Origin of the sequence: Bradyrhizobium sp. 604_D8_N2_3 (assembly GCF_051810765.1) — a bacterium.
Lineage (GTDB): Bacteria > Pseudomonadota > Alphaproteobacteria > Rhizobiales > Xanthobacteraceae > Bradyrhizobium > Bradyrhizobium barranii.
On record NZ_JBPWPM010000001.1, the window covers coordinates 2,164,665 to 2,189,186 of the forward strand.

Here is a 24,522-nt window from a genome sequence, read left to right on the forward strand (position 1 = left end):
CGAATCCTCAAGCCCGAACCGGCTGCCCGATCCCCAGCAAGTTACCTTCGCTGTCGCGGAACCAGGCACCTCGCTCGCCAGTACCCTTGCTCGGATAGTTGCCCGTGATCTCCGCAATTCCATCGACGGTCTTCAAGCCGGGCAAATCATAGTCCTCGAACGCCACGCCGCGTGTGCGAAGTTCGCGCACGGTTGCCTCGATATCCTCGACTTCCCACCCCATTTGCGTGTGCGTGCCGGATTGCGTCCCGGCCGAGACGAATATCGCAAACTCGCCGGCCGCGCAGACGTAGCGCAGCCCACCCTCGCGCTGCTCGACCGGCTCGAGCCCGAGCTTTTCCGAATAGAACGCCCGCGCGCGGTCGAGGTCTTTGGCTGGAAGCCGGGTTGCCACCTTCGCGTTCTTCAGCATGCCCGCTCTCCCTGTCTTTGCCTCGCGACGACGCTGGATTTCCTCGGCTACGCGCTCATGACTCGACGCCCCGACGGCCCTCCTTCGCCTGCAGCTCCAGCACCAGCAGGCTCTGCTCCTGGATCAGCGCGCAGTTCTGCCGCTCAAGCCGGTGCAGTCGCGCCGTCATGTTGTGCATGAACGCGAACACCACCAGGAACAGGGCGCCGAACATCACGACGAACGGAAACACGACGCCGGTCAGATGGCTGACGAGATAGGCCAGTGTCGGAAACAGCGTGAAGCCCGCGGGGATGATCGCCACCATGGACAGCATCAGGAAGTCGTAGAGATCGAACTTGCCTTGCATCGTCTTGCGCAGCAGCACCAGCATGTAGATCAGCGCAAAGGCGGAGACGACGACGACCGTCTCCGGACTTGGAAGGGCATCTGTCACGGCTGCCTCCTCAGAATGTTCGACGAGATGATGAGACCACAAATCGGAACGGGGACGCTCGGCGTCATGACGCCCTCACGAGGCGCGCGAGCAGGATATAACCGAGCACCCGGATCATGTAGCTCGCCGACTTCAATCCGTCGATCGAGCTGACGCCGGTCTCGCGCGCCCGCATCTCGACCGGAACTTCGCTGACCGTGAGGCCTGCGCGCATGGCCCAGGCCAGCGAGATCGGCTCCGGAAAATCCGTCGGATACGCTTTTGCGAAGAAGGCGATGGCGGAACGGTCGAGCAATCGCATGCCGCTGGTCGGATCGGTGATGCGGCCGCCGCTGAACAGGCCGTTGAGCGCAAGCACGATCAGCCTGATGCCGGCGCGCCGCATGCGCGTGGAGCAGAAACCGGCATGGTCGATGAAGCGGCTTCCGATGGTGATGTTGGTCGGGTCGTTGCGATAGGCCTCCAGAAGCGTCTCGATGGCGCGCGGATCATGCTGCCCGTCGCCGTCGATCTGGATGCAGAAATCAAAATCCTGACGCGCCGCGTATTTGATGCCGGTCTGCACGGCGCCGCCGATGCCGAGATTCTGCGCGAGGCGGGCGACCGGCGAGCGGCAGCTTGCCACCGCGGATGTCGCGTCCGACGAGCCGTCGTCGACGACCAGGGTGTGGTAGCCGCGGCCGGTTGCTGCGATCTCGCTCAGGAGACCGCCGACCGAGGCCTCCTCGTTGAAGCAGGGAATGATGATGAGGACTCGCGACGAGCCCTGCTGCGGTGCGGCAGCACCGCTGCGGCACGTGTCAGTTGAACCCAAGCCCAGTCCCGTATCGGCCACGTCTGCCTCACCTCCAGAATCCCCACTTTGCTATACTTGCCGGTGCTTTTCCTGTACAGGCGGCGGGCCATTTCAAGCTGCGGGGGCCGCCCGGCGAATGCCGATGAGAGCTGTCAAAGTATTTTTTTCAATTGTGTTTCTGGCAATTCTGGCCAGCAACATCAGGCTGACCTCGCATTGGAGCGAGAGCCGCGGCGTCTATGACGACATCTGCTATCTCAGGCAGGCGCATCTGTTCCAGCGCTTCGGCTGGCAAGGGCTCGACACCAGCCTCGCCCGTGAAACCGACGGCTATCTCGCGGCCAAGTTGCGAAGTATCGATTTTCCGAACTGGAACGAACCGACGCGGGCACCCTGCCACACCCAGACTGCCGACGGCAGCAAATGGGTGATGACGCCGCCGCCGGGCACGGGCTTCGTGCTGGCGCTGTTCCCGGAGGGGTTCCAGGTCGTTCCGCTCTATATGCTGGCCAACGCGATCGTCGCTGGCCTTGCGCTGTTCGGCATGTGGCGGGCGCAGGAGAAGGTCGGCTTGACGCTCGCCGCGTTGCTCGGCGCGCTCTCGATCTACTTCATGATCAATCCGACCAAGGCGAGCTATTCGATGGCGCCGACCATGGTCGTCTGCGCGCTGGCGGGTCTGTTCACCGCAAGACTGTTCGTCGATGAAGGCCGGCGCCGCCTGCTGATGGTCGCTGCCGTCGGCGTGCTGCTCGGCCTGTCCGCGAGCTTTCGGATCGCCAACGTGGTTCTGTCGGCCGGCTATTTCCTGTTCTTCGGATTGTCGTTCCTGATCTGGCGTACCCGCGAGACGTTCGTTTCAGGACTCGCGCTCGGCCTTTCGTTCCTCGTCGGGCTGTTGCCGGTGTTCGCGGCGAACCTGGTCAACTCAGGCAATCCGCTGGTCTCGGCCTATGGCGGCCAGGATACGGCCCCGCGGAGTCTCGACCCGGCCGTGCTGTTGGCCTATCTCCGCGACACGCAGTTCCCGTTGATCGTGATCGCCTGCGTCGGGACCGCGCTGTTGTGGCGCTTCGCCGGCCATGGCGGCGTCAGGAAACTCGCGTTGCTGGTGGCGGGCAATCTCGCGCTGAATCTGGCGTTCTTTGCCACGCATCCGGTCTTCACGCAGTACTATGTCATCCCGATCCTGATGCTGTCGCTCTGGACGCTGCTGTTCGCGGCCGTCCTCAGCCGCGGTCCGGCACAGGGTTTTATCGCCCACGAGGCCGATGGACCGCGGCCGTCTGAGATGTTATCCCGCATCTCGCATTGACGCGTTTTCCTGACGCGAACCTGAAACCACTTCGCTCGAAGACGCATGCCGACATGACCGATCTCTCGCTCACCATCCTTCCGGAAGCCGCCGGCGACGCCCAGGCGATCGAACGGCTGCACGAGCGCACCTTCGGCCCCGGCCGTTTCGTGCTCAGCGCTTACCGCATTCGCGAGCACGTCGACCATCTGCTCGATGTGTCCTTCACGGCCCGCATCGGCACGCTGCTGGTCGGCTCGGTCAGGCAATTGCCGGTGCTGGTCGGCGAGACGCAGGCCCTGCTGCTCGGGCCGCTCACCGTCGAGCCGCCGTTCCGCGACCGCGGCATCGGCCGTCTCCTGATGGAGCGCGCGCTGAAGGACGCCAAGGAGAAGGGGCACCGTCTGGTGCTGCTGGTCGGCGACGAGCCCTATTACAGCCGTGTCGGCTTCAAGCCGGTGCCGAAGGGCCGCGTCACCATGCCGGGCCCGGTCGACGCCGCGCGCATCCTGGTGTTCGAGCTCGTCGACGGCGCTTTCGAGGGCGTGTCGGGGCAGGTAACGCCCGACTGGAGCAAGGCGCGAGGCTAGGGCTACGATACCTCTTGCGGAGTATCCATGATGCAGGTGCGGCCCGCTGATGCCGGTGAAGTCGATCATATCGCTCAGCTGTGGCACGATGCCTGGCATGGGTCGCATGCCTCGCTTGCGCCGCCAGAACTGGTCCGCCTTCGCACGCTCCCGAATTTTCGCGATCGGCTGGCGGTCATGCTTCCCGACATCCGCGTCGTCGGCCCGGCCGGCGCGCCGCTCGGCTTCTGCGCAGTCAGGGCTGACGAATTGTATCAGCTCTTCGTATCGCCGAAGGCGCACGGCGCGGGCGTGGCCGCGGCGCTGATCTCCGACGCAGAGGCCCGCCTTGCCGCGCGCGGCGTGGAGCTGGCGTGGCTCGCCTGCGCCGTCGGCAACGCGCGCGCTGCGCGGTTCTACGAGAAGAGCGGTTGGCGCAACGCCGGCACCTTCGTGATGATGACGGACACCTCGAACGGGCCGTTCCCCGTCGATCAGTGGCGCTTCGAGAAGCGGCTGACGCGCAGCCCGTAGCCCGGAATTCGCTCCGCTCCATCCGGGCTACGGCTCACTCAACGCGCCTGTGCCGGGGCCCGCAGGCCCCGACTGAGTCGCGACTAGAACTTGAAGTTGGCGAACGCCCGCACGCCGATGCCGGGCATCAGAACCTCGTCCTTGGTGTAGGACACCGAGTTGCGGATGTTTTCGTTGAGGAGATTGTTGCCGACGATGCCGGCCGTCATCTCGCGCGCGCCGAACAGACGCGGATCGAGCTTGGTCCTGTAGCTGACCTCGGCCTTCAGCAGATTGTAGCCCGGCGTTGGCGTCTCCGCGATCACGGCGACGTTGTTCTGCGCGAAAGCGTGCAACAGGTTGACGCGCATCAGCCAGTTGTCGTCGCGCCAGAACACGCCGCCGCCTATCCGCAGCGGCGGAATGCGCGGCACGTTGGTGCCGTCGGTGAAGGTGGCGCGCACCACGTCGAACTGGTTCTCGATGCCCCAGATGCCGCCCTGGAATGCGCCGACGTCGAGCTGCGACTGGAATTCGCCGCCGCGGAAATTGGCATTGCGTTGCGAATAGACGGCCTGGTTCAACTCGGCGCCCGGCGTGCCGCAGGACGCAAAACTGTCGTCGCACATCACGCCGGTGAGGCGGCGAAAGATGAAATTGTCGAAATGCGTGTAGTAGACGGTCGCCTCGAACCGGAACGGCCCCGTCGCCTTGCGCAGTCCAACCTCGACCGACTCAGCGGTCTCGATCGTGAGGTTCGGATTGCCGATGTCGAACGTCGCGGTCGCATCATGCGCACCGCGCGAGAACAGTTCGGCCGGCTTCGGCGCGCGCTCGACATATTGTGCGGTGATGCTGCCGACCATGCCGCCCGGCAGGTCCTGCAACAGGCCGATGCTGCCGCTCTTCGGCGTGAAGGACGGATTGCGTGCGATGCCCACCTGCGGCGTGCCGTCGGGTAGATAATCCGGCGGGAAGTTCGGCGTCGTGCCGTGCAGCTCGACATGCTCGATGCGGCCGGCGATCTGGGCTCGCGTCGCGTCCGTGAACTTGAACTCGTTGAAGGCGTAAGCGGCAACGCGGGTGTTGTTGTTGGGGTCCCACAGGCCGTTGAACAGCGTACCGGGATTGTCAGGGCTCGGCGCGGTCAATTCCTGATGGCCGACCTGAAAGCCCAGCGCCGTCGTCACCTCGGCGAAGCGCGCGTTGAACGGCATCAACTGCACCTCGGTGCGGATCTCCTGCTCCTTGTTGGTGAAGGTCTGCCGCACACCGTCGGTGTTGGGATCGGCGGGATCGGCAAGGCCGATCTCGTTGTGTCGATAATCCGTGGCGCCAGCCCAGAAGCGAATGGTGTCGATCGCGGCGGCATCGGGCCGGTACTCGCCCTTGACGTTGATCTTGGTCTGGTGCGCGTCGATCCGGGTGTTGTGGTCGGCGCCGTCGATGCCGGGGATATGGTAGAGCGAGTCGTTCTGCGTGATCGACGCGCCGATATAGCCGCCCTGGAAGAAGTAGGAGCCGCCGATCGAGGCGCCGTCCGTGCGCGACGCCGAATTGGGCTGGCGCCCGTTTGTGATGGTCCGGGTCTGGTCGGTCAAATAGGGGTAGCTCGGGATGCCGTAATCCGTCGTGTTGCGGCCGTAGACGTCGGCATGGAACGCGAAATTGCCGGCGCCGGTGTCGAGCAGCACGCCGCTCTCGACACCGCGATCGACCGAGCTGAACGCGGAACGTGTCTCGGCCGTGACGCAGGGCGATGTCCCGGCGGTTGCGAGTGGCGCCTTCACCGGCATGCCATAACTCTGGAACGGCTGGGCACCGCAGGTTGGCAGCGCGTCCGGAATCCGGTTGTTGGTCGCGCTGACGACGCCGCCGATCGAGGTCGAGCCGTAGCGCAAGGCGGCCGGCCCGCGCACCACTTCGACCTGGTTGGTCGCGAGCGTATCGATCGGGACGAAGTGATCCTCGCCGAGATCGGATGCGCCGTTCGCATTGGTGCCGTTCTCGACGATGCCGACGCGGTTGACGTCGAGGCCCCGGATGATCGGCCGGCTGGAGGCGCCGGGCGCAAAGCTCGAGCCGGTGATGCCCGGCTTGGAGAACAGCAGATCGCCGAGCTGGCCGCCGCCCTCGCGGCGGATCTCCTCGTTCGGCACCACGGTGACGGTGGCGAACTGGTTGGTCACGATCGGCAGCACGCCCTGCTGGGGCGTGGCGGCCGTCGCTGGCGCCGCCGGCGTTGCTTCCGCCGTGCGTTGCTGGCCGCGCGACCGTCCGGTGCGCGCGACATGGACCGGGCTGCGGGTCGGCACCACCCTGCGCACGATCGGGCTCGGCGCTGTCACGGTGACGGCGGGGATCTCGGTCGACGATTTATCTTGCGCAGTCTGTTGTACCGGCTCTTGGGCGAGCGCCGATGTGGCGGCGGCGCCGAGCAGGAGCAGGCTTGCTCCACCCAGACGCTGCGCGCGTCGCAATTCAAATGACATAGTCCTGATTCCAGTCAGGCGCCGTCCGCAAGATTTGGTGCTGATCGGAGGCGGCCTGCCGTCGCAGCGCGACGGAATTCGACTTCAGCTTCTCCCGTGCGTTCGCCTGAAAGCGGCGAGCCGGGCGTGATCAAGTGATGTCTGGAGTCAGGACGCGGGAGGGGCGCGGGGCTGGAACGCCGTGCCGGCCGATTTCAGATGGACGAACTCGGCATCGGTGGTGAGCTGAAGCAGCTCGATCGCCTGCGGCAGCAGGAGCACAGGCGGCGTCGCGGATACGACGGTGCCCGCCATCGCGACGACGGCGCAGATCGCGCAATTGTCCTCGCCCGGCTGCTCCCGGTCAGGGCCGGCGGGCGATTGCTTCTGGACCGCGGCGCGGTCACTCGAAGCGATACTCTTGCCGTTGTCGGTCTGCTGAAGCGAGGACAGGGCGAGGGGGGTGGCCTGGGCGAACCAATGGCTGTGGCCGAACGTCAACGCGAACTGCACCAGCATCGCGAACAACGCGAGCCGGGCGCCGTGCCTGATATTCGACCGGAACCACTTCATCTGGAAAAGCCACCCCACATCGCGAGGATCAATTCCCCTGATCTCGTGATGTTATAATGTAACATCGCAGCATCGATCAGCGGATGTCAACAGCGAGCGGACCAACGCGCGCAGGCAGCCGAACCGATGTGTCGTTCGGGCAACTAGAGCGCGATGGGTTGAAGTTGAATCGAGTTGGGCCAACAGCGGGCTCTGTCCGTTCCCTCCCCCCTTGCGGGGGAGGGGCAGGGAGAGGGGTGCCGCACGGGGACTCTTTCCGTCGCGCAATCATACGCGATGCATCGCTAACAATCGGCACCTTTTGCTGGGCCACCCCTCTCCCTAGCCCTCCCCCGCAAGGGGGGAGGGAACGCACCGCCGTCGCGGTGCTAGGCGAGTCTCATCTCGCTTCGGGAGTTCAGCGCCCTTCGCGGACCCAGGTCGCGGCAAACGCGCCGAGCAGCAGCAGCAGGCCGATCAGGCCGGCGAAGATCGGTAGCACCCCGACGCCCTTCACGACGCTGGCGTCGCGCATCCGCACGCCCATCCAGCCATCGCCAGCGAAGACGCTCGCCGAACGCACCGGCACGATACGCGGCAGCTCGACGCTGGTGCCGTCGACCACGCGCACGGCATTGCCGCCGGTCGCCTGCGTCAGCGGCTTCAGGGTTTCGGTCGTCGAGGTGACTTCCGAAAACTCCTTCGGATTGGTCGGACCGACATTGATCAGCGCCTTCAGCGTGCCGTCGGTCGCCTGCCACAGGCCGAGCTCGCTGGCCGGCAGGCTGGCGCGCCACTCGCCGGGATCGGCAGGCGCGAGCGTCAGGTCCTGCGACACGCCCGACGGCGAGGTCACGCTGACCGGCTGGACGCTGTCCGACATGGTCTGGCGTACCACGACGAGGTCCTTGCCCTGCACCTGGAGGCGCAGTGCCTCTTCATCGAGGTCAGGCTGCTTCATCAGCCAGTGCGACATCCGCCGCAAGAGATCGAGATGCGGGCCGCCGCCTTCATAGCCGCGCGCCCACAGCCAGATATGGTCGGAGAGCAAGAGCGCGACGCGGCCCTCGCCGAAGCGCGAGAGGAACAGGAGCGGCTTGCCGTCGACGCCCGTCATCACCGGCGGGTTGACCGCATTGCGGGTGTCGACGGTGCGGAAGAACCGGCTCCAGCGCGGCGGTTCGCTCGCGGAGCCTTCGAGGCCGCGCGTGACCGGATGGCGTTTGCCGATCTCCGACAGATGCGCATAGAACGGCTTTTCGGTCACGCCGACGGGTTCTGCCGGTAGCACCGAATCCAGCGGCGTGCGCCAGATGCTGGTGTTGGAAGCATAGTCCGGGCCGGCCGAGACCAGCACCGCGCCGCCCGCGCGGACATAGCGCGCGATGTTGTCGAAATAGGCGATCGGCAGCACGCCCTGGCGGGCATAGCGGTCGAAGATGATCAGCTGGAATTCGTTGATCTTCTGCTGGAACAGCTCGCGGGTCGGAAACGCGATCAGCGACAGCTCGTTGATCGGCGTGCCGTCCTGCTTCTCCGGCGGACGCAGAATGGTGAAGTGCACGAGGTCGACGCTGGCGTCGGACTTCAGCAGGTTGCGCCAGGTGCGCTCGCCGGAATGCGGCTCGCCCGAGACCAGCAGCACGCGCAGCTTGTCGCGCACGCCGTCGATGGCGACGACGGCGCGGTTGTTCACCGGCGTCAGCTCTTTCTCGAGCGGCGAGGCCTCGATCTCGACGATGTTCGGCCCGGCATGCTTGATGTCGACGTCGACGCTTGCGCTCTGGCCGCTTCCCAGCGTGCGCTCGCCCAGGACCTCGCCGTCCCTGCGGATCGTGACCTTGGCGCGCTCGCCGGTGACGCCCTGGTCGTCGAGGCGATAGGTGATGGTCTGGGTCTGCCCGACGATGCCGAAGCGCGGCGCCGCCGTGATCGCGATGCGGCGGTCGCGCTCGTCCTTCTGCCCGGTGATCAGTGCGTGCACCGGCGCCTGGAAGCCGAGCCCGGCGGTGTTGGCCGGGATGTCGTGGACCCGGCCGTCGGTGATCAGGAACGCGCCGGCGACACGGTCGACCGGCACGTCCGACAGCGCGGTGGCCAGCGCTCCGAACAGTTTTGTGCCGTCGGTCTCGCCATCGGCCTGTCCGGCGTCGACGACGCGGACCTCGAGGCCCTTGATCTTCTTCAGGCTGTCGACCAGCGCTTCCTGCGCTTGCGCGGCCTCGCGATTGCGGTTGCCGAAATTCTGGCTCGGGCTCTTGTCGACCACGATGGCGGCGACCGAGGTGAGCGGATCGCGGTCCTCGCGGGTGAAGGAGGGATTGGCGAGCGCCAGCAGGAACAGCGCCAGCGCGGCCACGCGCACGGCTGCACCGCGCGCACGCGCCACCAGCAGCACGAGCGCAACGACCACGATCGCGGCGAGCGCGAGCCACAGGACGATCGTGGGAACAAGCGGCGTGAACGCAATGCCGTAATTCATGTCGATCCTATTGCCCCAGCCGTTCGATCAGGGCCGGTGCGTGCACCTGGTCGGCCTTGTAGTTGCCGGTCAGGGTGTACATCACGATGTTGGCGCCGGCGCGGTAGGCGAATTCGCGCTGGCGGGCGTCGCCGCCGGACATCGGCAGCATGAACTGACCGTCGAGCCGCTGCGCCCAGGCGCCGGCCAGATCGTTCGAGGTGATGATGATGGGCGAGACGCCGTCGCCGCCGCGGGCCGGCCGCTGCGCGCTGTCGTCGTCCTCATCGCGCGGCAAGGCCTCGACCCAGGTCTGGCCGGTGCTGAAACGGCCCGGGAAGTCGCGCAGCAGATAAAAAGTCTTGGTCAGCACGTGCTCGCGCGGCACCGGTTCGAGCTCAGGCACGTCGAGCGACGACAGGATCTCGCGCAGCGTCTGCATGCCCGGGGTCTGTGCGGCGCCGTTCTCGCCGGGCGGCGCTTCGATCGCGTCGCGGGTGTCGAACAGAACGGTGCCGCCCTGCTTCATGTAGGCGTCGATCTTGTTGATGGCATCCTGCGGCGGCTTGGGCGCGCCCGGCACGATCGGCCAGTAGATCAGCGGGAAGAAGGCGAGCTCGTCGCGTCCGGGATCGATGCCGACGGGATCGCCGGCTTCCAGCGCGGTGCGCTGCGCAAGGAATTGCGTCAGACCGGACATGCCGGCCTTGACGATGGAATCGACGTCGGCATTGCCGGTGACGACATAGGCGAGGCGGGTTTGCGACACCGCCTTCATGGCGAACTCGTCGGACGCGCCATCGGCGCGCGACGGCGCGGGCGCAAGCGACACCAGGCCTGCAAGCGCCAGCCCGACGACGATCATGGCTGTCGCGGCGCGCCGGCGCAGCAGCGCGGCGATCCCGCCGCCGAGCACCGCGACGATGATGGCGTCGATCAGGAACAGTGCGAGCGCCGTCGACAGCAGCCAGCCGCGCAGGTCGCGCGGCTCGGCATTGGTGTAGGTCGCGTGCCGGGCGCGCAGGCCTGCGGTGTTCAGCGCGGCGATGCGGTCGGAAGCGGCGAGCGTGTTCACGGCGAGCGGTCCTTCTGCCGGACCATAGAAGCCGGGCGGATGATCAGGCGTAGCGCGGTCGCGATAATCCGCAGGCAGCGGCTTTGCGGTGGCCGGTGGCGGGCCGAACGCGCCGAAGCCGTCGAGGATGTGCAGCGGCGCCACCGTCTCGGTGCTCGCCTCGGCCGCGACCCCGGGCCCGGGCTTGGCGGTGTAGCCGGACATGTCGACGACCCGGCGCAGCATTTCGACGAAGGTGCCCGACATCGGCAGGTCAGACCAGCGCATGTCAGCGCTGACGTGGAACAGGCTGACCAGGCCCTTGCCGCGATGCTCGCCGGTGACGAGCGGCGTGCCGTCTTCCAGCGAGGCCCAGCTCTTGGTGGCGAGCACCGCGTCGGGCTCGGCCAGGACCTGGCGGTTCACGGTGACGTCCTTGGGGACGGCGACGCCGGCAAATGGGCCGTTCGCCGCGAAGGCGGCGAGATGCTGCGGCTTCTCCCAGGTCAGGCTGCCGCCGAGCGTGCGGCCGCCCTTGCGCAGCTTGACCGGCACGAGATCGTCCTCGGCCTGCGCGAGCCTTGGACCGGCGAAGCGCACCAGCACGCCGCCCTGGTCGATCCAGGCGTTGAGGCGCTCGCGGATTTCAGGAGCGACGGTGCCGACATCGGCGAGGATGATCATCGGCAGCTTCTGGTCGAGGAATTGGGTGATGCCCTGCTGCGGCGAGCCCCGGTCGGCGAGCCGCACGTCGGCGAACGGCGCCAGCGCACGGGTCAGGTAGAAGGTCGGCGCCAGCAGCGGCTGCGCGGTCTCGCTGGTCGTGCCGGTGACGATGCCGATGGCGCGGCGGCGCCACCGCTTGTCGAGCAGCTGCACCGCGCCGGCCGAACGCTCGCCCGATATATCGAGCCGCGTGATGTCGTTGCGCAGCTCGACCGGCAGGTCGAACGAGGCTTCGGTTTCCTTGTCCTGCGGGCCGAACGAATAACGCGCTTCGCCGATCGGTGAGGACTTCTGGTCCAGCGCGCGCACGGTGCCGACGGCGATGCCGCTGTCGGTGCGCAGCACCTTCACCGTCATCTTGGCGGCGGCGTTCTCGGCGGCGACGAGCGCCAGCGGGGAGGACGTGCCGCCCTCGAACACCGTCAAGCTGCGATCTCCGATGGTCTTGCCCAGGCCCTGCACGAAATCCTCGCCACGGCCGGTATCGACGCCATCTGACAGCCAGGCGATCTCGCAGTCGCCGGTGGCCTTCAGGAAGCGGTCGATGGCGGTCAGGGTTTCAACGCGATCGATCGAGTAGGGCTTTGGCGCGAGCTGGCGCAGTGCGACGCGCGCCGCACCCGCCGGCATCAGGGTGATGTCGCGGTTCGGCTCGGACAGCGGCACCAGCGCGATTGCGCGGCGGTCGTTGTCGGCATTGGCGATCAGCTCGTCGGCGGCCCTGACCCTGACATCCCAGTGCGATGCGGCGCTCCAGCCGTCGTCGAACATGATCATCAGCGGCGCCTTGCTGCCGGCGGCGCCTGTTTGCGGATTCCAGATCGGGCCGGCGGCGGCGAAAATGACGAGCGCCGCAGCCAGGAGCCGCAGCGCGGTCAGCCACCACGGCGTCCGCGAGGGCGTCTCTTCGCGAGGTGCGATGTCGAACAGCAGGCGCGTCGGCGGAAACTCGATGCGGCGCGGCCGCGGCGGCATCACGCGCAGCAGCCACCACAGCACGGGCAGGCTGACGAGGCCGATCAGGAGCAGCGGTTCGGTGAAGGCGAGCGGCAATCCCATCATGCGGCCGGCCCCACCTTGATCGTCGTGGTGCGGGTGCCCGATTTGCTCACCTGCATGCCGGCATGCAGGAACAGCAAGAGCTCGGCGGCGGAGCGGTCGGTCGCATGGGTCGTGAACAGCCAGTTGAGTCTGCTGGTCTCGGCGCGGATCTGGTCGCGGTGCAGCGCGAGCCGCGCGGTGTAGTCCTGCGCCCAGCTCTCGGCGCGGCCCGCCGTGATCACGCCGAAGCCCTCGGGCTCGACGAACTCGACGCGGCCGGAATAAGGGAACGACTCTTCGGCGGGATCGACCACCTGCACCATCGTGCCATGCGCGCCGGAGCCGGACAGGCCCGCGAGCGTGGATTTGATCTCCGCGATCGGCGACCAGAAATCCGACAGCACGATGATCTCGGCGAGCGCGGAAGGCACGAAGGACGGCGGCAGGCTCAGCCGGTCGGCATCGTCATGCAGCATCGCCTGCGCCATCTTGTCGATGACGCTGCGGCTCGCGGTCGGCGCCATCAGTCCGGGAATGCCGACGCGTTCGCCGCCCGAGACCAGCAGCTCGGCCAGCGCGAAGGCGACGATCAGCGTCCGCTCGAGCTTGGATTCGCGCGCGGTCTTGGAGGCGAACGCCATCGAGGGCGAGCGATCGGGCCAGATCCAGACCGTGTGCGAGGCTTCCCATTCAAGCTCGCGCACATAGAGATGGTCGTCGCGCGCCGAGCGGCGCCAGTCGACGTTCTGCGCCGGCTCGCCGGAGACGAAGCGGCGGTATTGCCAGAAATTTTCACCGGAACCGGCGCGGCGCCTTCCGTGCAGGCCGTGGATGACGTTGGCGGCGATACGGCGGGCTTCGAGCACCAGGCGCGGCAGCGAAGCGGCGAGCGTACGGCTTTCGCCATCGGCACGTCGGATCGCGATGATCTCCTTCGCTGTGTGCCCGTTGTCTGCGGCCATCAACCGATCCGAGCCTTCAATTGTTTGATCACGTCCGGAATCGTGCGGCCTTCGGCGCGCGCCTGGAACGTCAGCGCCATGCGGTGCTTCAATATGGGCTCGGCGAGGTCGAGCACGTCGTCGATCGAGGGCGCCAGGCGTCCGTCGATCAGCGCGCGTGCGCGCACGGCGAGCATCAAGGATTGGCTGGCGCGCGGGCCGGGACCCCAGGCGATGAACTTGCCGGTCTCGCCGCTCTCCTCGCCCGGACGGGCCGAGCGGACCAGCGACAGGATCGCCTCCACCACGGAATCGCCGACCGGCAGACGGCGGATCAGCCGCTGCGCAGTGATCAGCGCATCTGCGTTCATCGATCCCTTCGCCAGCGTCTCCTCGGCACCCGTGGTCTCGAACAGGATGCGGCGCTCGGCGTCGCGATCGGGATAGTCGACGTCGATCTCCATCAGGAAGCGGTCGAGCTGGGCTTCCGGCAGCGGATAGGTGCCTTCCTGCTCGAGCGGGTTTTGCGTGGCGAGCACGTGGAACGGCTTCGGCAGGTCGTGACGCGCGCCGGCGACGGTGATGTGCTGCTCCTGCATCGCCTGGAGCAGCGCCGACTGCGTGCGCGGGCTGGCGCGGTTGATCTCGTCGGCCATCAGCAGCTGCGCGAACACGGGACCGGAGATGAAGCGGAAGGAGCGCTTGCCGGCGGTGCTCTCGTCGAGCACTTCGGCGCCGAGAATGTCCGACGGCATCAAATCGGGCGTGAATTGGATGCGCTTGGCGTCGAGGCCCAGCGTGATGCCGAGCGTCTCGACCAGCTTGGTCTTGGCGAGGCCGGGCACGCCGATCAGCAGCGCATGACCGCCGGAGAGGATGGTGACGAGCGTGTTCTCGATCACCCGATCCTGGCCGAAGATGACGGACGCGATTGCGTCTTTCGCCGCGCGAATCTGGCTCGACACCTGCTCGGCCGAACGGACGATTCCGTCTTCCAGTTTCTCGACACTTTCCGCCATCCGTCAGCTCCTTAAAGTCCGCCACGCGGCCTGCTTGCGTCGTCAGATCATCACAAGTCGCACATGGGCCCTATGCTAGACTTGCAGGAAGGCCATGTATTCGTTGAATTAACCTATCCCCACCTTATCGGCTTAGGGATATGTAGGGCATCACGAAGTGGCGACCTCCACACCGGGTTAATCCGGTGTGGAACCGCGCACCCGGGTACAACGTAAAACCTGCACCAATCGTGCCAACAGACAAAGTCAGGGCAAACCATGGCGAACCAAGGGCAGAGCGCCGATCGAGGTCTTGAGGGGCTGACTGCCGCCGCCAAAAGTGCCGCCGATGCCGAAGGCGCCAAGAAGGGCCTGCCGCCGGTGCATCTGTGGAATCCGCCGTTTTGCGGCGATCTCGACATCCGAATCGCTTCTGACGGTACTTGGTTCTACATGGGCACGCCGATCGGACGACACGCCCTGGTCCGCCTGTTCTCGACCATCCTGAAGCGCGAGGGCGGCAAGCATTTCCTCGTCACGCCCGTGGAGAAGGTCGGCATCCGCGTCGACGACGCGCCGTTCATGGCGGTCGAGATGCAGCAGGACGGCGAGGACAACCATCGCGTGCTCCGCTTCCGCACCAATGTCGACGACTGGGTCACCTGCGATGCCGCGCACCGGCTGCGCTTCGAGCAGGCCAGGGAGGGCGGGCTGACACCATACCTGCATGTCCGCGCCGATCTCTGGGCCAAGGTTACCCGCGCGCTCTACTACGATCTGGTTGACATGGGTGAGGAGCGGATGGTCGATGGCCAGCCGATGTTCGGCGTCGAGTCGGCCGGCGAATTCTTCGCCATGGCCGACGCGGAGCAGGTGAGGGCCGCACTTTGAACAAGCCTATCCTGAAGAGCGGTCCGGTCGTGATCGGCGCGGCCGATTTCTTCGCCCGATCCCGGGCGAGGCTCGGCTTCGACGTGCCGCCCGGCCTCTACGATCCGAACGTCATCCCCGCCTCGGGCGATCCCGGCACCGACAAGATGCTCGAGATCGTCGCGCGCGAGCAGCCGGTGCGGCCGGCTGCGGTCCTGATCGCCGTGGTCGACCGTCCCGAGCCGACCATCCTGCTGACGCAGCGCTCGGCGCATCTCAACGACCACGCCGGCCAGATCGCTTTCCCCGGCGGCAAGATCGACGCGACCGACGCCTCGCCGCTCGATGCGGCTTTGCGCGAGGCCGAGGAGGAGGTCGGCCTGTCCAGAGACTTCGTCGAGCCGATCGGCTATCTCGATCTCTACGGCACCGCTTTCGGCTTCCGCATCCTGCCGACGGTCGCCAAGGTGCGGCCCGGCTTCGAGCTCGCCATCAACCATTCGGAGGTTGATGATGCCTTCGAGGTGCCGCTATCCTTCCTGATGAACCCGGTGAACCACCAGGTGCACAGCAAGGAATTCCGCGGCATGGAGCGCTTTTACTACGCGATGCCGTTCGCGGAACGCTACATCTGGGGTGCGACGGCCGGAATGTTGCGTGTGCTGTATGAGCGGATCTACTCATCATGATCCGGCCGGTTCTGACCGAGATCGGAATTTTCCTCATCCCCTTTGCCGTCTATGCGCTGTTCCTGGCCGCCACCCGCTCCGGCCTGTTCGCGCGATCGTCCTGGCCGGTCACCGTCGTCGCGCGCCTTGTCCTGGCCGCGCTCGTGCTTGTCATCGCGGGGCTGATCGGCTTCGCGCATTTCTCCGGCGCCGCACCGGACTCGACCTACGTTCCCGCCCATATCGAGAACGGCAGGCTCGTGCCGGGCGTGGAAAAATAGGGGCTGGACCATGAGCGCAGAGCCGTTACTCGCCAATGCGCCCTGGCTGACCTCTGGCGGGACGGCGCGCGTCCTGACGCTGCTCAACGGCAACGGCGAGGAAGCGCGCGTGGTCGGCGGCGCCGTGCGCAATGCGTTGCTCGGTCTCGTGCCCGGCGACATCGACATCGCGACCACGGCGCGGCCCGACGAGGTGATGCGGCGCGCCAAGGCTGCCGGCATCAAGAGCGTGCCGACCGGCATCGACCACGGCACCATCACGCTGGTCATCGACGGCACGCCTTACGAAGTCACGACGCTGCGCGAGGACACCGAGACCTTCGGCCGCAAGGCCAAGGTCGCGTTCGGCCGCGACTGGGTGAAGGACGCCGAGCGCCGCGACTTCACCATGAATGGACTTTCGGCCGATGCGATGGGCGTCGTCTACGACTATGTCGGCGGGATCGCGGATGCGGCCGCGCGACGCGTGCGCTTCATCGGCGATCCCGACCAGCGCATCGCCGAGGATTTCCTGCGCATCCTGCGCTTCTTCCGCATCCACGCCGCCTTCGGGGCCGGCGAGCCCGACCGCGACGGCTATCTCGCCTGCATCCGCGGCCGCGCGGGTCTTGCGAGCCTGTCGGCCGAGCGGGTGCGCATGGAGATGCTGAAGCTGCTGGTCGCTCACGGTGCCTCTGACGCTGCGGTCGCGATGGCGGATGGCGGGTTGCTGCAAGCGCTGAGCGGAGGCGTCGTCTATACCGGGCCGCTGTCGGCCATGATCGCGATCGAGGGCGAGCTTGGCTTGCCGGCAAGCAGCACGCGGCGGCTCGCCGCGCTGACGGTCGCCGTGACCGAAGATGCCAAGCGCGTCGCCACGCGCTTGCGGCTCTCCAATGTAGAAAGCAAGGCGCTGGATTCGATGGGGCATCGCTGGTGGCGCTTCGCCACCAAGGACGAGGCCAATGCGCGACGGTTGCTCTACCGGCTCGGCGCGGAGCGCTATCACGATCGCGTGTTGCTCGGCTGGGCGCGGGCCGGCGGCGACGTCGGATCGTCGCGCTGGCGTGCGCTCGCCGAGCTGCCGCAGCGCTGGATTGCGCCGAAATTTCCGCTTCGCGCCGCCGACTTCATCGCCCGCGGCATGGCGGAAGGACCCGCGCTCGGGCATGTGCTGACGCTTGCCGAGGACGCTTGGCTTGCGGCGGATTTTCCCCTAGAGGAAGCCGCGCTCGCTTCCATCGCCGATCAAGCAGCGGCACGCGTCAGCCGCGATGAGAGAACGTGACCATCGTCTCAGGCTTCGCCGACATCTCGATCCTTCAGCTCCTGCTGGTCGCGTTGATGGCGTTGTTTGCTTCGATCATCGGTGGTCTCGCCGGCTACGGCACCGGCGCGCTGATGCCGCTCGTGCTGGTGCCGCTGGTCGGCGCCGAGCCCGTGGTGCCGATCATCGCGATCTCCGCGATCTTCACCAATTCGAGCCGTGCGCTCGCCTATCTGCGCTATGCCGACCGCCGCCGCGCGCTGATCGTGCTCGCCTGTGCGGCGCTGACGACCGCGCTCGGCGCCTACGGCTACACGCGGCTGACCAATGCGGGCGCCGCGCTCGTGATCGGCTCCATGCTGATCCTCAGCGTGCCGCTGCGCCGCGTGCTCCGCCGCCGCCAGGTCAGGATCGGCGACACCGGCCTTGCGGCCGGCTCGGTCGGCTATGGCGTGCTGGTCGGCGGCACCTCCGGCTCCGGCGTGATCCTGCTCTCGCTGCTGATGGCCGCAGGTCTCGAAGGCGCCGCCGTGATCGCGACCGACGCGATGATCTCGCTCGGCACCGGCCTCATCAAGATCTCGGTGTTCGGGCTGGCCGGCGCCGTCACCGCACAGGTGCTCGCCTTCGCGCTGCTGATCGGCGCGATTGCGATCCCCGGCGCATTCCTCGCAAAGGCTTTTGTCGAACGCATGCCGGTGCATATCCACACGGCGATCCTCGATGTCGCTGTCATCACCGGCGGGCTGGTGATGATCTCGGCGGCGGCAAGGTCGCTGATCGCATAGATGACTCCGGTCCGATTGGCGTTCGCGATGTCCTTTCAAGGACGGACATTCCGTCCCGATGCTTGCACGCCACCAAATGCTAGCCGAAACGGCCGATCCTGACTGCCGAGGGTTGAAAAGATTTCCGCCGATGACGGCCGTCGGCCGGTGGGCCAAGCAGGACGCTTTCTTACAACTGCAATCGGGCATGTCAGGACTGAAATGCTTCAGTAGCACCGTCGAGGCAGGTTTGAGACTTCATATCAACGGAAGCGGGCGCAGGCATGCGCACGCATCGTGGTCTCGACATGCACGGAGGAAGGTGAGGCATGGGACGATCCAACACAGAGTGCCAATGGCCTGAAAAAAAGTCGAGCAATCGGTCCAGGATTCAGATTGCCTTCCGGGAGATCAGTGCTGTTCTTGTTCTCTTTCCTGCTCTCCTGGGTCTTTCTCTCCCTTCCAGTGCATGGGCGCAGAGTGGGACCGAGGCGAAGCCGGACCGCATCAAGGCGAATATCTCGAGAGTCGACAGCGACTTCATTGAAGCCAATACGAAGAGATCCAGGGATTGGCCGACCGTCGGCCTCGACTACGCCGAAACGCGGTTCAGCAAGCTCAATCAGATCAACACTGACAACGTCAGGGATCTCGGGCTCGTCTGGAGTTACAATCTGGAATCATCGCGCGGCATCGAGGCAACGCCCCTCGTCGTCGACGGCATCATGTATCAGTCGGCCCCCTGGAATGTGGTCCATGCCATTGACGTGCGGACCGGAATAAAAATCTGGTCGTTCGATCCGGGTGTTGACCGGTCAAAGACCTATCGCGGGTGCTGCGACGCTGTCAGCCGTGGCCTCGCACTCTACAAGGGCAAGGTCTTCGAAGCCGCCTATGACGGGCGCCTGATCGCGCTCGATGCAGCGACCGGGGCCAAGATCTGGGAAACGGACACGCTGATCGATCACGATCATTCCTACACGATCACCGGCGCGCCGCGCGTCTTCAACGGCAAGGTCGTGATCGGCCAGAGCGGTGCCGAATATGGTGTGCGCGGCTACGTCACGGCCTACGACAGCGAGACCGGTCATCAGCTCTGGCGCTGGTTCACCGTGCCCGGCGATCCATCGAAGCCATTTGAAGACGCCTCGATGGAAGCCGCGGCGAAGACCTGGGATCCCTCAGGGAAGTATTGGATCAACGGCGGCGGTGGCGCGCCATGGGACTCGATCACGTTCGATCCCGATCTGAACATGGTCTATGTCGGCACTGGCAACGGCGGCCCTTGGAATCGCAAGCTTCGCAGTCCGTCGGGTGGCGACAATCTCTATCTGGGCTCGATCGTCGCGCTCAACGCCGACACGGGCCGGTATATCTGGCACTATCAGGAGACGCCCGGCGACAATTGGGACTATACATCGACCCAGCCGATGATCCTGGCCGACATCAAGATCGACGTTGTGCCGCGCAAGGTGATCCTGCACGCGCCGAAAAACGGCTTCTTCTTCGTCATCGATCGCACCAACGGCAAGTTCATCTCGGCGAAGAATTTTGTCGATGTGAATTGGGCGACGGGATACGACGCCAACGGACGGCCGATTGAGCTGCCGGCGGCGCGCGACGCAGATCAATACGAGTCGATTCCGGGACCGGACGGGGCTCACAATTGGCAGCCGATGTCGTTCAATCCGCTGACCGGCCTCGTCTACCTTCCGGCGCAGCACATCCCGGTCAATCTGTCGCCGGAAAAGTCGTTCGCGCAGAATGCTGCTGCGCCGGGCAAGCTCGGCGGCTTGCTGGGCGGGAATATCGGTTTCGTTTTCAACCCTCCGAAGTCGGCCCCATTCGGACGTCTGCTCGCCTGGGATCCGGTGCATCAAAAGGAAGTCTGGCGCGTCGAGCACGTGTCGCCGTGGAACGGCGGGACGCTGACCACCGCCGGCAACCTGGTTTTCCAGGGGACGGCGGATGGCCGCTTCGTCGCTTATGATGCAGCAAACGGAACCAAGCTGTGGGAAATGCCGACCGGCACCGGCGCGGTGGCGGCCGCCGCAACCTACATGGTCGACGACAGGCAATACATCTCGATTGCTGTCGGCTGGGGCGGATCCTACGGCCTGACGCACCGCGCGACCGAGTACCAGAACCCGGGAACGATCTACACATACGCACTCGGCGGCACGGCGAAGCTGCCAGCGTTCGTCAAATATCAGACCGAAGGTCTGCTGCAGGGCGTGAAGTATGATCCGAAGGACATCAGGGAAGGCGGCGAGATCTATGTCGCGGCAGCCTGCGTCGCCTGCCACGGCGTGCCTGGCGTCGGCCGCGGCGGCAACATCATCAATCTCGGCTACGCCAGCGCCGAAGAGATCACCAATCTGAGGCATATCCTCTTCCACGGTCCATTCCGCGACCAGGGCATGCCGGATTTCAGCGGCAAGTTGACGGAAGGGGACGTCGGGAAACTCCAGGCCTTCATACAGGGAACTGTTGACGCCATCAGACCGAAGAGCAGGTGATGAGTCAGCAGGCGCTGCGGCGGCGAGCGGCCCGTTCGACCGTGGCCGCTCATCACGCGCCTTTGTCGATCTTCACCCAGAGCGCACTGCCGAGCGTCGATGAGTTCCTGGCCGCGTAGGCCCATGCCGGCAAGCGCAATGGTGCAAGCGCAAGTGCGATCACGGCCTGCCCAATCCGCTGCGCTTTGCTTCGCGGCAGGCCGCGCACGAACTCACTGACGCTGCCCGGTTTCTCTGCACTGCGCAAAAAGCTGTCCACGATGTCTTCCCTGAGAAACTTCAGGAGATTGAATGGTTCCCGCTCGCAAATGCTCAATTGCAGGCCGTGTCGTCGACATACCGCGTCAAACGCGTCCTTCGTCCAGCGGCCAATGTGGTTCGGCGGCATGTCGATGAGCGATCCGTGGCCCTCCATGTAGTGCGTTCGGATATCATTCGGCACGGCGATGAAGACAGAGCCTTGCGCCTTGAGAAGGTATTTCAATCGCGCGAAGACGTCATCCACCCGGTCCATGTGCTCGAACACCTGAAACATGAAGATGATGTCGAAGGCCTCCTTCATCGGAGTGAAGCCATCCTCCCGAAGGTCGACCGAAAAGGTCTTGTAGCCTTTCGATCGCAAGGCCTGTTGCGCTGCTTCGTTGTAATCGACCGCGTAAATATCGGACGCGCGAAAGAGTTTGTCCTTGATGTGATCGAGAAAATAGCCAAACCCGGCCCCGACATCGATCGCCGTTTTTCCGGCAGTGCCGAGGCCGCTCAGCTCCTCGATCGTCCTCTCATACTCCCATTTCATGGTTGGATAGGAAGGGTGCGGCGCGGCCAGGTTATAAAACTCGGCGCCGCCCGCGACGAACGGATCTGCAAATCCGAATCCGCAATCCGCGCATTTGCGGATATCGCAGGTGTCGCGGCCCCAGAGCAGCGACAGGTGGCTTATTAACTTTCGAGAGCGATCCGGATACTGGCGCGGACTGACGAAGGATCGAGAGGCCTGATCTGCGGTCACTTCAAACAGTTTGGCAGTTGATCCACTGCCGCATGCTGGACAGGTGCTCATCTCTCCCGACCTCATTCAGGCCTTTCGGTGGAAAGTGGTTGCGACCAATTGTCTCGTCATCATTCAAATGAAGGTTGGCGGAGCGCGAGGTCCGGGGCAGTGGACAGCACAGGCGAGGCAGGCCGCTCGCGGCGCGAAGGCGCCTTCGGCTGCGCCGATTTCCTACTGCCAGAATCTGTCACTGGCCTGCGCTAGGTCTTCTTTCAGGGCATTTTTACTGAAAGGAAGACGATGAAAACCCAGAGCAACGGCCAGGCGCTGCAGATCGCCAAGACCTACATCGAGGCCATCGCCAGCAGGAGCGTGGATACGATTACTTCCGTGTCGGCGGACGACGTTGTTTGCACGTCGCCACGCGGGCGGATCGCCGGCATGCAGAAGTTTCGCGAATTCCACGAGGGTTTCGCCCGCATGATCAAGAAGGTCACGGTTCTCGCCGTCTACGGCGACGATGATCAGGCTGTCGTCGTTTACAGCGCGGACACCCATCCGGTTGCCAACGCCGTCGTCGCGGAACTCCTCAAGGTGAAGAACGGCAAGATCGCGTCGACCGAAGTGATCTACGACGGCGACTCCGTTCGCCGCCTACACGGCGACCGTCCAACCGCACTAAGGCACGATCGACCATGAAACGGATTCAATATTACAGCTACGGCGGCCCTGAAACGATGAAGCTCGAAGCCTTCGAGCTGAAGGCTCCGGGGACCGGCGAAGTCGCGGTCAAGGTCGAGTTCGCCGCCATCAATCCCATCGATTGGAAGGTGCGCAATGGCTATCTCAAAATGGTGACGGGGAAGAAATTTCCGCGTGCCATGGGCAGCGATTTTTCCGGCATCGTGACCGCTGTCGGCGCTGGTGTCACGCGCTTCAAGATTGGCGATCCCGTATTCGGCATGGCGCAGATAAAGCATGGCGGCGCGCTTGGGGAAGCCGTCATCGCTCCCCAAACCTTCGTCGCCAGGAGGCCGGATTCAGTCTCGTTCGAGGACGCGGCTTGCCTGGCTACGCCGGGGGTCACCGCATGGAACGGCCTCGTGGACAAGGCTGCCCTGAAATCCGGCAGCCAGGTGTTCATCAACGGCTGCACCGGCGCTGTCGGCGAGGCCACGGTGCAGCTCGCAAAGATGTTCGGGGCGACCGTCGCGGGGACATGCAGTGCGCAGGCGATGCAGCGAGCCCGTGACTTGGACGTCCAGCCTCTCTTCGATTATCGGGCCACCGATCTGTCGAAGATCCGTGAACGCTTCGACGTAGTGTATGACACGGCGGGAACGATGGCGGTTGCTGCCGGGGTTGGCCTGCTTCGCGAAGGCGGCGTGTATCTCGATATCAATCCAGCGCCAATCAAGTTCATCCGTGCGATCTTCAACCGGAAACTCAAGCCGATCGTCTGCACCGCGCGGGCTGATATCCTTGACGGCCTTGCCGTCGCTTCGGCGAATGGAAAGCTGCGCTTGCCAGTTGCTGAGACCGTGCGTCTGAACGATGCGATCCCGCTCATCGCGGCGCTTGAAGCCGGGCACATGCTCGCCGGAAAGGCTCTGGTAGCGATGTAAATGCCGTCTGGGCCAGTAAAGCCCCGCCGCCCGTCGCCCGCGACGCCTACTGCCATTTTTTGGCAGGATTCGTGCTAGACTTGGTCTATGTCGAAGAGCCAACGATTATTCGACCTCATGCAGATCTTGCGGCGGCACCGCACCCCGGTGTCGGGCAACGACCTTGCGGCTGAGGCGGGTGTGTCGTTGCGAACGATTTATCGCGACATCGCCGACTTGCAGGGCTTGGGCGCACAAATCGACGGTGAGCCTGGCTTTGGCTATGTCTTGCAACCCGGCTTCCTCCTTCCTCCCCTGATGTTCTCGGAACAGGAAATCCAAGCCTTGGCGCTGGGCGCCCAATGGGTATCTCGCCAGACTGATGATGAGTTCGCGCTGGCGGCGCGTGACGCGCTCGCTAAAATTGGCGCGGTCCTTCCCTCGGAGCTGCAACACAAGCTGGACGACAGTGCCTTTCACGTAGGGCGCAGACCGAAGCAACCCGAAGCCGTCGACCTTCGCGTCGTGCGGCAAGCCATGCGCGACCAACACAAGCTTTCCATTGTGTATCGCGACCCGCAAGGCGCGAAGACCACGCGGATCATCTGGCCAATTGGCGTCGGCTTTTTCGATTCCCGGCGCATCATTGCCGGCTGGTGCGAAATGCGAAAGGACTTCCGCTCATTCCGGGCGGATCGGATAGAAAAGATCAAGCTCAGGACGGAACGCTATCCCGGTCGCCGTCGCGATCTCGTCAAGCAATGGCGGGCTCAAGTCGACGCGGAACGTCGCAAGACTCTCGGCTGATCTCACCACCGGGTCCGACGCCATGCCGACGAGCTATCACCTGCTGGTGCGCTTCACCATCGCCGGCGTGAGGGCCGCCTGACGCCTTCCGGGGTTAGAGCGGGCGCCGAAAATTACCGCGCCCGCTAGGCTCGAACCTTAATTTGTGACGGGCGCCGCCTTGCGGACCAACACTTCGTTGCCCGCCCGGCTGATTTCAAGCGCACGTGGCTGCTGGGACGTTGAGAGAACAACGCTTTGGCCTGGCGCAAGAACAGAGACTACGCGGATTGGCGTTCCCGTCTCGCCCTGAGCAAGGGTCGTCACGACATGGAACCCATCGCGCTCAACGGTGTAATAGGCGACGCCGGACACCCCGCCGAGATCGATGCTCTTTGCCTGAATTGGCCTGAGGCTATCTGCATGAGCGGTTCCAAAAGCGGCTAAGGCTAGTGTGGCGGCTAAAAGGCTACTGCGGATTGACATGTTGATCTCCTTTAGCTGGGCGGTGGGCCACGCCCTCCGT

23 protein-coding genes are annotated in these 24,522 nt (G+C 65.1%); 12 read left to right on the top strand and 11 right to left on the bottom strand.

The genetic code is table 11. The features are described 5' to 3' along the window. Positions 1–7: 7 nt before the first annotated feature. From AB7245_RS10095 to AB7245_RS10105, 3 genes are all read right to left on the bottom strand, one after another. Positions 8–412, bottom strand: coding sequence for a VOC family protein (locus AB7245_RS10095; RefSeq protein WP_085402498.1), 405 nt, complete (start codon positions 410–412; stop codon positions 8–10). Between the two features lie 55 nt (positions 413–467). Continuing rightward, positions 468–848, bottom strand: a complete 381-nt coding sequence (locus tag AB7245_RS10100) for a DUF2304 domain-containing protein (RefSeq protein WP_085402499.1) — start codon at positions 846–848, stop codon at positions 468–470. A 64-nt stretch (positions 849–912) separates the two neighbouring features. Continuing rightward, positions 913–1,662: a glycosyltransferase family 2 protein gene (locus AB7245_RS10105; protein WP_354080068.1), complete on the bottom strand. Its 750-nt coding sequence runs from the start codon at positions 1,660–1,662 to the stop codon at positions 913–915. 124 nt (positions 1,663–1,786) lie between these two features. Here AB7245_RS10105 and AB7245_RS10110 point away from each other — a divergent pair, with 124 nt between their 5' ends. The 3 genes from AB7245_RS10110 to AB7245_RS10120 are packed head-to-tail and all read left to right on the top strand — an operon-like array spanning position 1,787 to position 4,041. Beyond that, positions 1,787–2,959 carry a hypothetical protein gene (locus AB7245_RS10110; RefSeq protein ID WP_245344171.1) on the top strand — a complete coding sequence of 391 codons (1,173 nt, stop codon included), beginning with the start codon at positions 1,787–1,789 and terminating at the stop codon, positions 2,957–2,959. A 53-nt stretch (positions 2,960–3,012) separates the two neighbouring features. After that, positions 3,013–3,528 (top strand): GNAT family N-acetyltransferase, encoded by a 516-nt coding sequence (locus tag AB7245_RS10115; RefSeq protein WP_085402583.1) that lies wholly within the window; start codon positions 3,013–3,015, stop codon positions 3,526–3,528. A gap of 30 nt (positions 3,529–3,558) precedes the next feature. Further along, on the top strand, positions 3,559–4,041 hold the full coding sequence (locus AB7245_RS10120; protein ID WP_085402584.1) for a GNAT family N-acetyltransferase: 483 nt from the start codon (positions 3,559–3,561) through the stop codon (positions 4,039–4,041). Between the two features lie 83 nt (positions 4,042–4,124). On the opposite strand, the gene AB7245_RS10125 is transcribed toward AB7245_RS10120, so the two are convergent. The 6 genes from AB7245_RS10125 to AB7245_RS10150 all read right to left on the bottom strand — a co-directional run bounded on the left by AB7245_RS10125 (position 4,125) and on the right by AB7245_RS10150 (position 14,285). After that, a complete protein-coding gene (locus tag AB7245_RS10125; RefSeq protein ID WP_085402502.1) occupies positions 4,125–6,512 on the bottom strand; it encodes a TonB-dependent receptor in 2,388 nt (795 codons plus the stop codon). 147 nt (positions 6,513–6,659) lie between these two features. After that, a complete protein-coding gene (locus AB7245_RS10130) occupies positions 6,660–7,064 on the bottom strand; it encodes a DUF2946 domain-containing protein (protein WP_085402503.1) in 405 nt (134 codons plus the stop codon). 397 nt (positions 7,065–7,461) lie between these two features. After that, positions 7,462–9,525 (bottom strand): hypothetical protein, encoded by a 2,064-nt coding sequence (locus AB7245_RS10135; protein WP_085402504.1) that lies wholly within the window; start codon positions 9,523–9,525, stop codon positions 7,462–7,464. A 7-nt stretch (positions 9,526–9,532) separates the two neighbouring features. After that, on the bottom strand, positions 9,533–12,346 hold the full coding sequence (locus tag AB7245_RS10140) for a DUF4159 domain-containing protein (protein ID WP_063985165.1): 2,814 nt from the start codon (positions 12,344–12,346) through the stop codon (positions 9,533–9,535). Next, positions 12,343–13,287 carry a DUF58 domain-containing protein gene (locus AB7245_RS10145; RefSeq protein WP_063985164.1) on the bottom strand — a complete coding sequence of 315 codons (945 nt, stop codon included), beginning with the start codon at positions 13,285–13,287 and terminating at the stop codon, positions 12,343–12,345. Before AB7245_RS10145 ends, AB7245_RS10140 begins: the two co-directional genes overlap by 4 nt. Beyond that, positions 13,287–14,285: an AAA family ATPase gene (locus AB7245_RS10150; protein ID WP_071916189.1), complete on the bottom strand. Its 999-nt coding sequence runs from the start codon at positions 14,283–14,285 to the stop codon at positions 13,287–13,289. The genes AB7245_RS10145 and AB7245_RS10150 overlap by 1 nt, the downstream gene beginning before the upstream one ends. Positions 14,286–14,543: 258 nt before the next feature. Between AB7245_RS10150 and AB7245_RS10155 the strand changes: the two genes are divergently transcribed. The 6 genes from AB7245_RS10155 (at position 14,544) to AB7245_RS10180 (ending at position 20,615) form a co-directional block, all read left to right on the top strand. Then, on the top strand, positions 14,544–15,155 hold the full coding sequence (locus tag AB7245_RS10155; protein WP_085402506.1) for a DUF1285 domain-containing protein: 612 nt from the start codon (positions 14,544–14,546) through the stop codon (positions 15,153–15,155). After that, positions 15,152–15,823, top strand: a complete 672-nt coding sequence (locus tag AB7245_RS10160) for a CoA pyrophosphatase (RefSeq protein ID WP_085402507.1) — start codon at positions 15,152–15,154, stop codon at positions 15,821–15,823. Before AB7245_RS10155 ends, AB7245_RS10160 begins: the two co-directional genes overlap by 4 nt. Then, complete coding sequence (locus AB7245_RS10165) at positions 15,820–16,083, top strand: DUF6111 family protein (RefSeq protein ID WP_014497409.1); 264 nt, start codon at positions 15,820–15,822, stop codon at positions 16,081–16,083. The genes AB7245_RS10160 and AB7245_RS10165 overlap by 4 nt, the downstream gene beginning before the upstream one ends. A gap of 10 nt (positions 16,084–16,093) precedes the next feature. After that, positions 16,094–17,350: a CCA tRNA nucleotidyltransferase gene (locus tag AB7245_RS10170; RefSeq protein WP_085402508.1), complete on the top strand. Its 1,257-nt coding sequence runs from the start codon at positions 16,094–16,096 to the stop codon at positions 17,348–17,350. Further along, positions 17,347–18,117: a sulfite exporter TauE/SafE family protein gene (locus tag AB7245_RS10175; RefSeq protein ID WP_028158256.1), complete on the top strand. Its 771-nt coding sequence runs from the start codon at positions 17,347–17,349 to the stop codon at positions 18,115–18,117. The genes AB7245_RS10170 and AB7245_RS10175 overlap by 4 nt, the downstream gene beginning before the upstream one ends. A 308-nt stretch (positions 18,118–18,425) precedes the next feature. Continuing rightward, a complete protein-coding gene (locus AB7245_RS10180; RefSeq protein WP_085402509.1) occupies positions 18,426–20,615 on the top strand; it encodes a PQQ-dependent dehydrogenase, methanol/ethanol family in 2,190 nt (729 codons plus the stop codon). 52 nt (positions 20,616–20,667) lie between these two features. On the opposite strand, the gene AB7245_RS10185 is transcribed toward AB7245_RS10180, so the two are convergent. Beyond that, positions 20,668–21,675 carry a class I SAM-dependent methyltransferase gene (locus tag AB7245_RS10185; RefSeq protein WP_161495872.1) on the bottom strand — a complete coding sequence of 336 codons (1,008 nt, stop codon included), beginning with the start codon at positions 21,673–21,675 and terminating at the stop codon, positions 20,668–20,670. Between the two features lie 231 nt (positions 21,676–21,906). Between AB7245_RS10185 and AB7245_RS10190 the strand changes: the two genes are divergently transcribed. From AB7245_RS10190 to AB7245_RS10200, 3 genes are all read left to right on the top strand, one after another. Further along, positions 21,907–22,305, top strand: coding sequence for a nuclear transport factor 2 family protein (locus AB7245_RS10190; protein WP_439034219.1), 399 nt, complete (start codon positions 21,907–21,909; stop codon positions 22,303–22,305). Continuing rightward, the gene (locus tag AB7245_RS10195) at positions 22,302–23,231 is read left to right on the top strand and encodes an NAD(P)-dependent alcohol dehydrogenase (RefSeq protein ID WP_085402512.1); all 930 of its coding nucleotides are present in this window, start codon (positions 22,302–22,304) and stop codon (positions 23,229–23,231) included. Before AB7245_RS10190 ends, AB7245_RS10195 begins: the two co-directional genes overlap by 4 nt. Before the next feature lie 87 nt (positions 23,232–23,318). After that, complete coding sequence (locus tag AB7245_RS10200) at positions 23,319–24,017, top strand: helix-turn-helix transcriptional regulator (protein WP_085402513.1); 699 nt, start codon at positions 23,319–23,321, stop codon at positions 24,015–24,017. Positions 24,018–24,155: 138 nt separating this feature from the next. Here AB7245_RS10200 and AB7245_RS10205 read toward each other — a convergent pair whose 3' ends face one another. Continuing rightward, positions 24,156–24,482 carry a hypothetical protein gene (locus AB7245_RS10205; RefSeq protein ID WP_028158248.1) on the bottom strand — a complete coding sequence of 109 codons (327 nt, stop codon included), beginning with the start codon at positions 24,480–24,482 and terminating at the stop codon, positions 24,156–24,158. Between the last annotated feature and the right edge of the window lie 40 nt (positions 24,483–24,522).

Excerpts from the sequence above, each read along its gene's own strand:
- AB7245_RS10095 (WP_085402498.1), bottom strand. The coding sequence starts at position 412 with ATGCTGAAGAACGCGAAGGTGGCAACCCGGCTTCCAGCCAAAGACCTC.
- AB7245_RS10180 (WP_085402509.1), top strand. The coding sequence starts at position 18,426 with ATGGGACGATCCAACACAGAGTGCCAATGGCCTGAAAAAAAGTCGAGC.
- AB7245_RS10135 (WP_085402504.1), bottom strand. The coding sequence starts at position 9,525 with ATGAATTACGGCATTGCGTTCACGCCGCTTGTTCCCACGATCGTCCTG.
- AB7245_RS10115 (WP_085402583.1), top strand. The coding sequence starts at position 3,013 with ATGACCGATCTCTCGCTCACCATCCTTCCGGAAGCCGCCGGCGACGCC.
- AB7245_RS10205 (WP_028158248.1), bottom strand. The coding sequence starts at position 24,482 with ATGTCAATCCGCAGTAGCCTTTTAGCCGCCACACTAGCCTTAGCCGCT.
- AB7245_RS10200 (WP_085402513.1), top strand. The coding sequence starts at position 23,319 with ATGTCGAAGAGCCAACGATTATTCGACCTCATGCAGATCTTGCGGCGG.
- AB7245_RS10125 (WP_085402502.1), bottom strand. The coding sequence starts at position 6,512 with ATGTCATTTGAATTGCGACGCGCGCAGCGTCTGGGTGGAGCAAGCCTG.
- AB7245_RS10155 (WP_085402506.1), top strand. The coding sequence starts at position 14,544 with ATGGCGAACCAAGGGCAGAGCGCCGATCGAGGTCTTGAGGGGCTGACT.
- AB7245_RS10150 (WP_071916189.1), bottom strand. The coding sequence starts at position 14,285 with ATGGCGGAAAGTGTCGAGAAACTGGAAGACGGAATCGTCCGTTCGGCC.
- AB7245_RS10110 (WP_245344171.1), top strand. The coding sequence starts at position 1,787 with ATGAGAGCTGTCAAAGTATTTTTTTCAATTGTGTTTCTGGCAATTCTG.
- AB7245_RS10185 (WP_161495872.1), bottom strand. The coding sequence starts at position 21,675 with ATGAGCACCTGTCCAGCATGCGGCAGTGGATCAACTGCCAAACTGTTT.
- AB7245_RS10170 (WP_085402508.1), top strand. The coding sequence starts at position 16,094 with ATGAGCGCAGAGCCGTTACTCGCCAATGCGCCCTGGCTGACCTCTGGC.
- AB7245_RS10140 (WP_063985165.1), bottom strand. The coding sequence starts at position 12,346 with ATGATGGGATTGCCGCTCGCCTTCACCGAACCGCTGCTCCTGATCGGC.
- AB7245_RS10130 (WP_085402503.1), bottom strand. The coding sequence starts at position 7,064 with ATGAAGTGGTTCCGGTCGAATATCAGGCACGGCGCCCGGCTCGCGTTG.
- AB7245_RS10190 (WP_439034219.1), top strand. The coding sequence starts at position 21,907 with ATGAAAACCCAGAGCAACGGCCAGGCGCTGCAGATCGCCAAGACCTAC.
- AB7245_RS10165 (WP_014497409.1), top strand. The coding sequence starts at position 15,820 with ATGATCCGGCCGGTTCTGACCGAGATCGGAATTTTCCTCATCCCCTTT.
- AB7245_RS10195 (WP_085402512.1), top strand. The coding sequence starts at position 22,302 with ATGAAACGGATTCAATATTACAGCTACGGCGGCCCTGAAACGATGAAG.
- AB7245_RS10120 (WP_085402584.1), top strand. The coding sequence starts at position 3,559 with ATGCAGGTGCGGCCCGCTGATGCCGGTGAAGTCGATCATATCGCTCAG.
- AB7245_RS10145 (WP_063985164.1), bottom strand. The coding sequence starts at position 13,287 with ATGGCCGCAGACAACGGGCACACAGCGAAGGAGATCATCGCGATCCGA.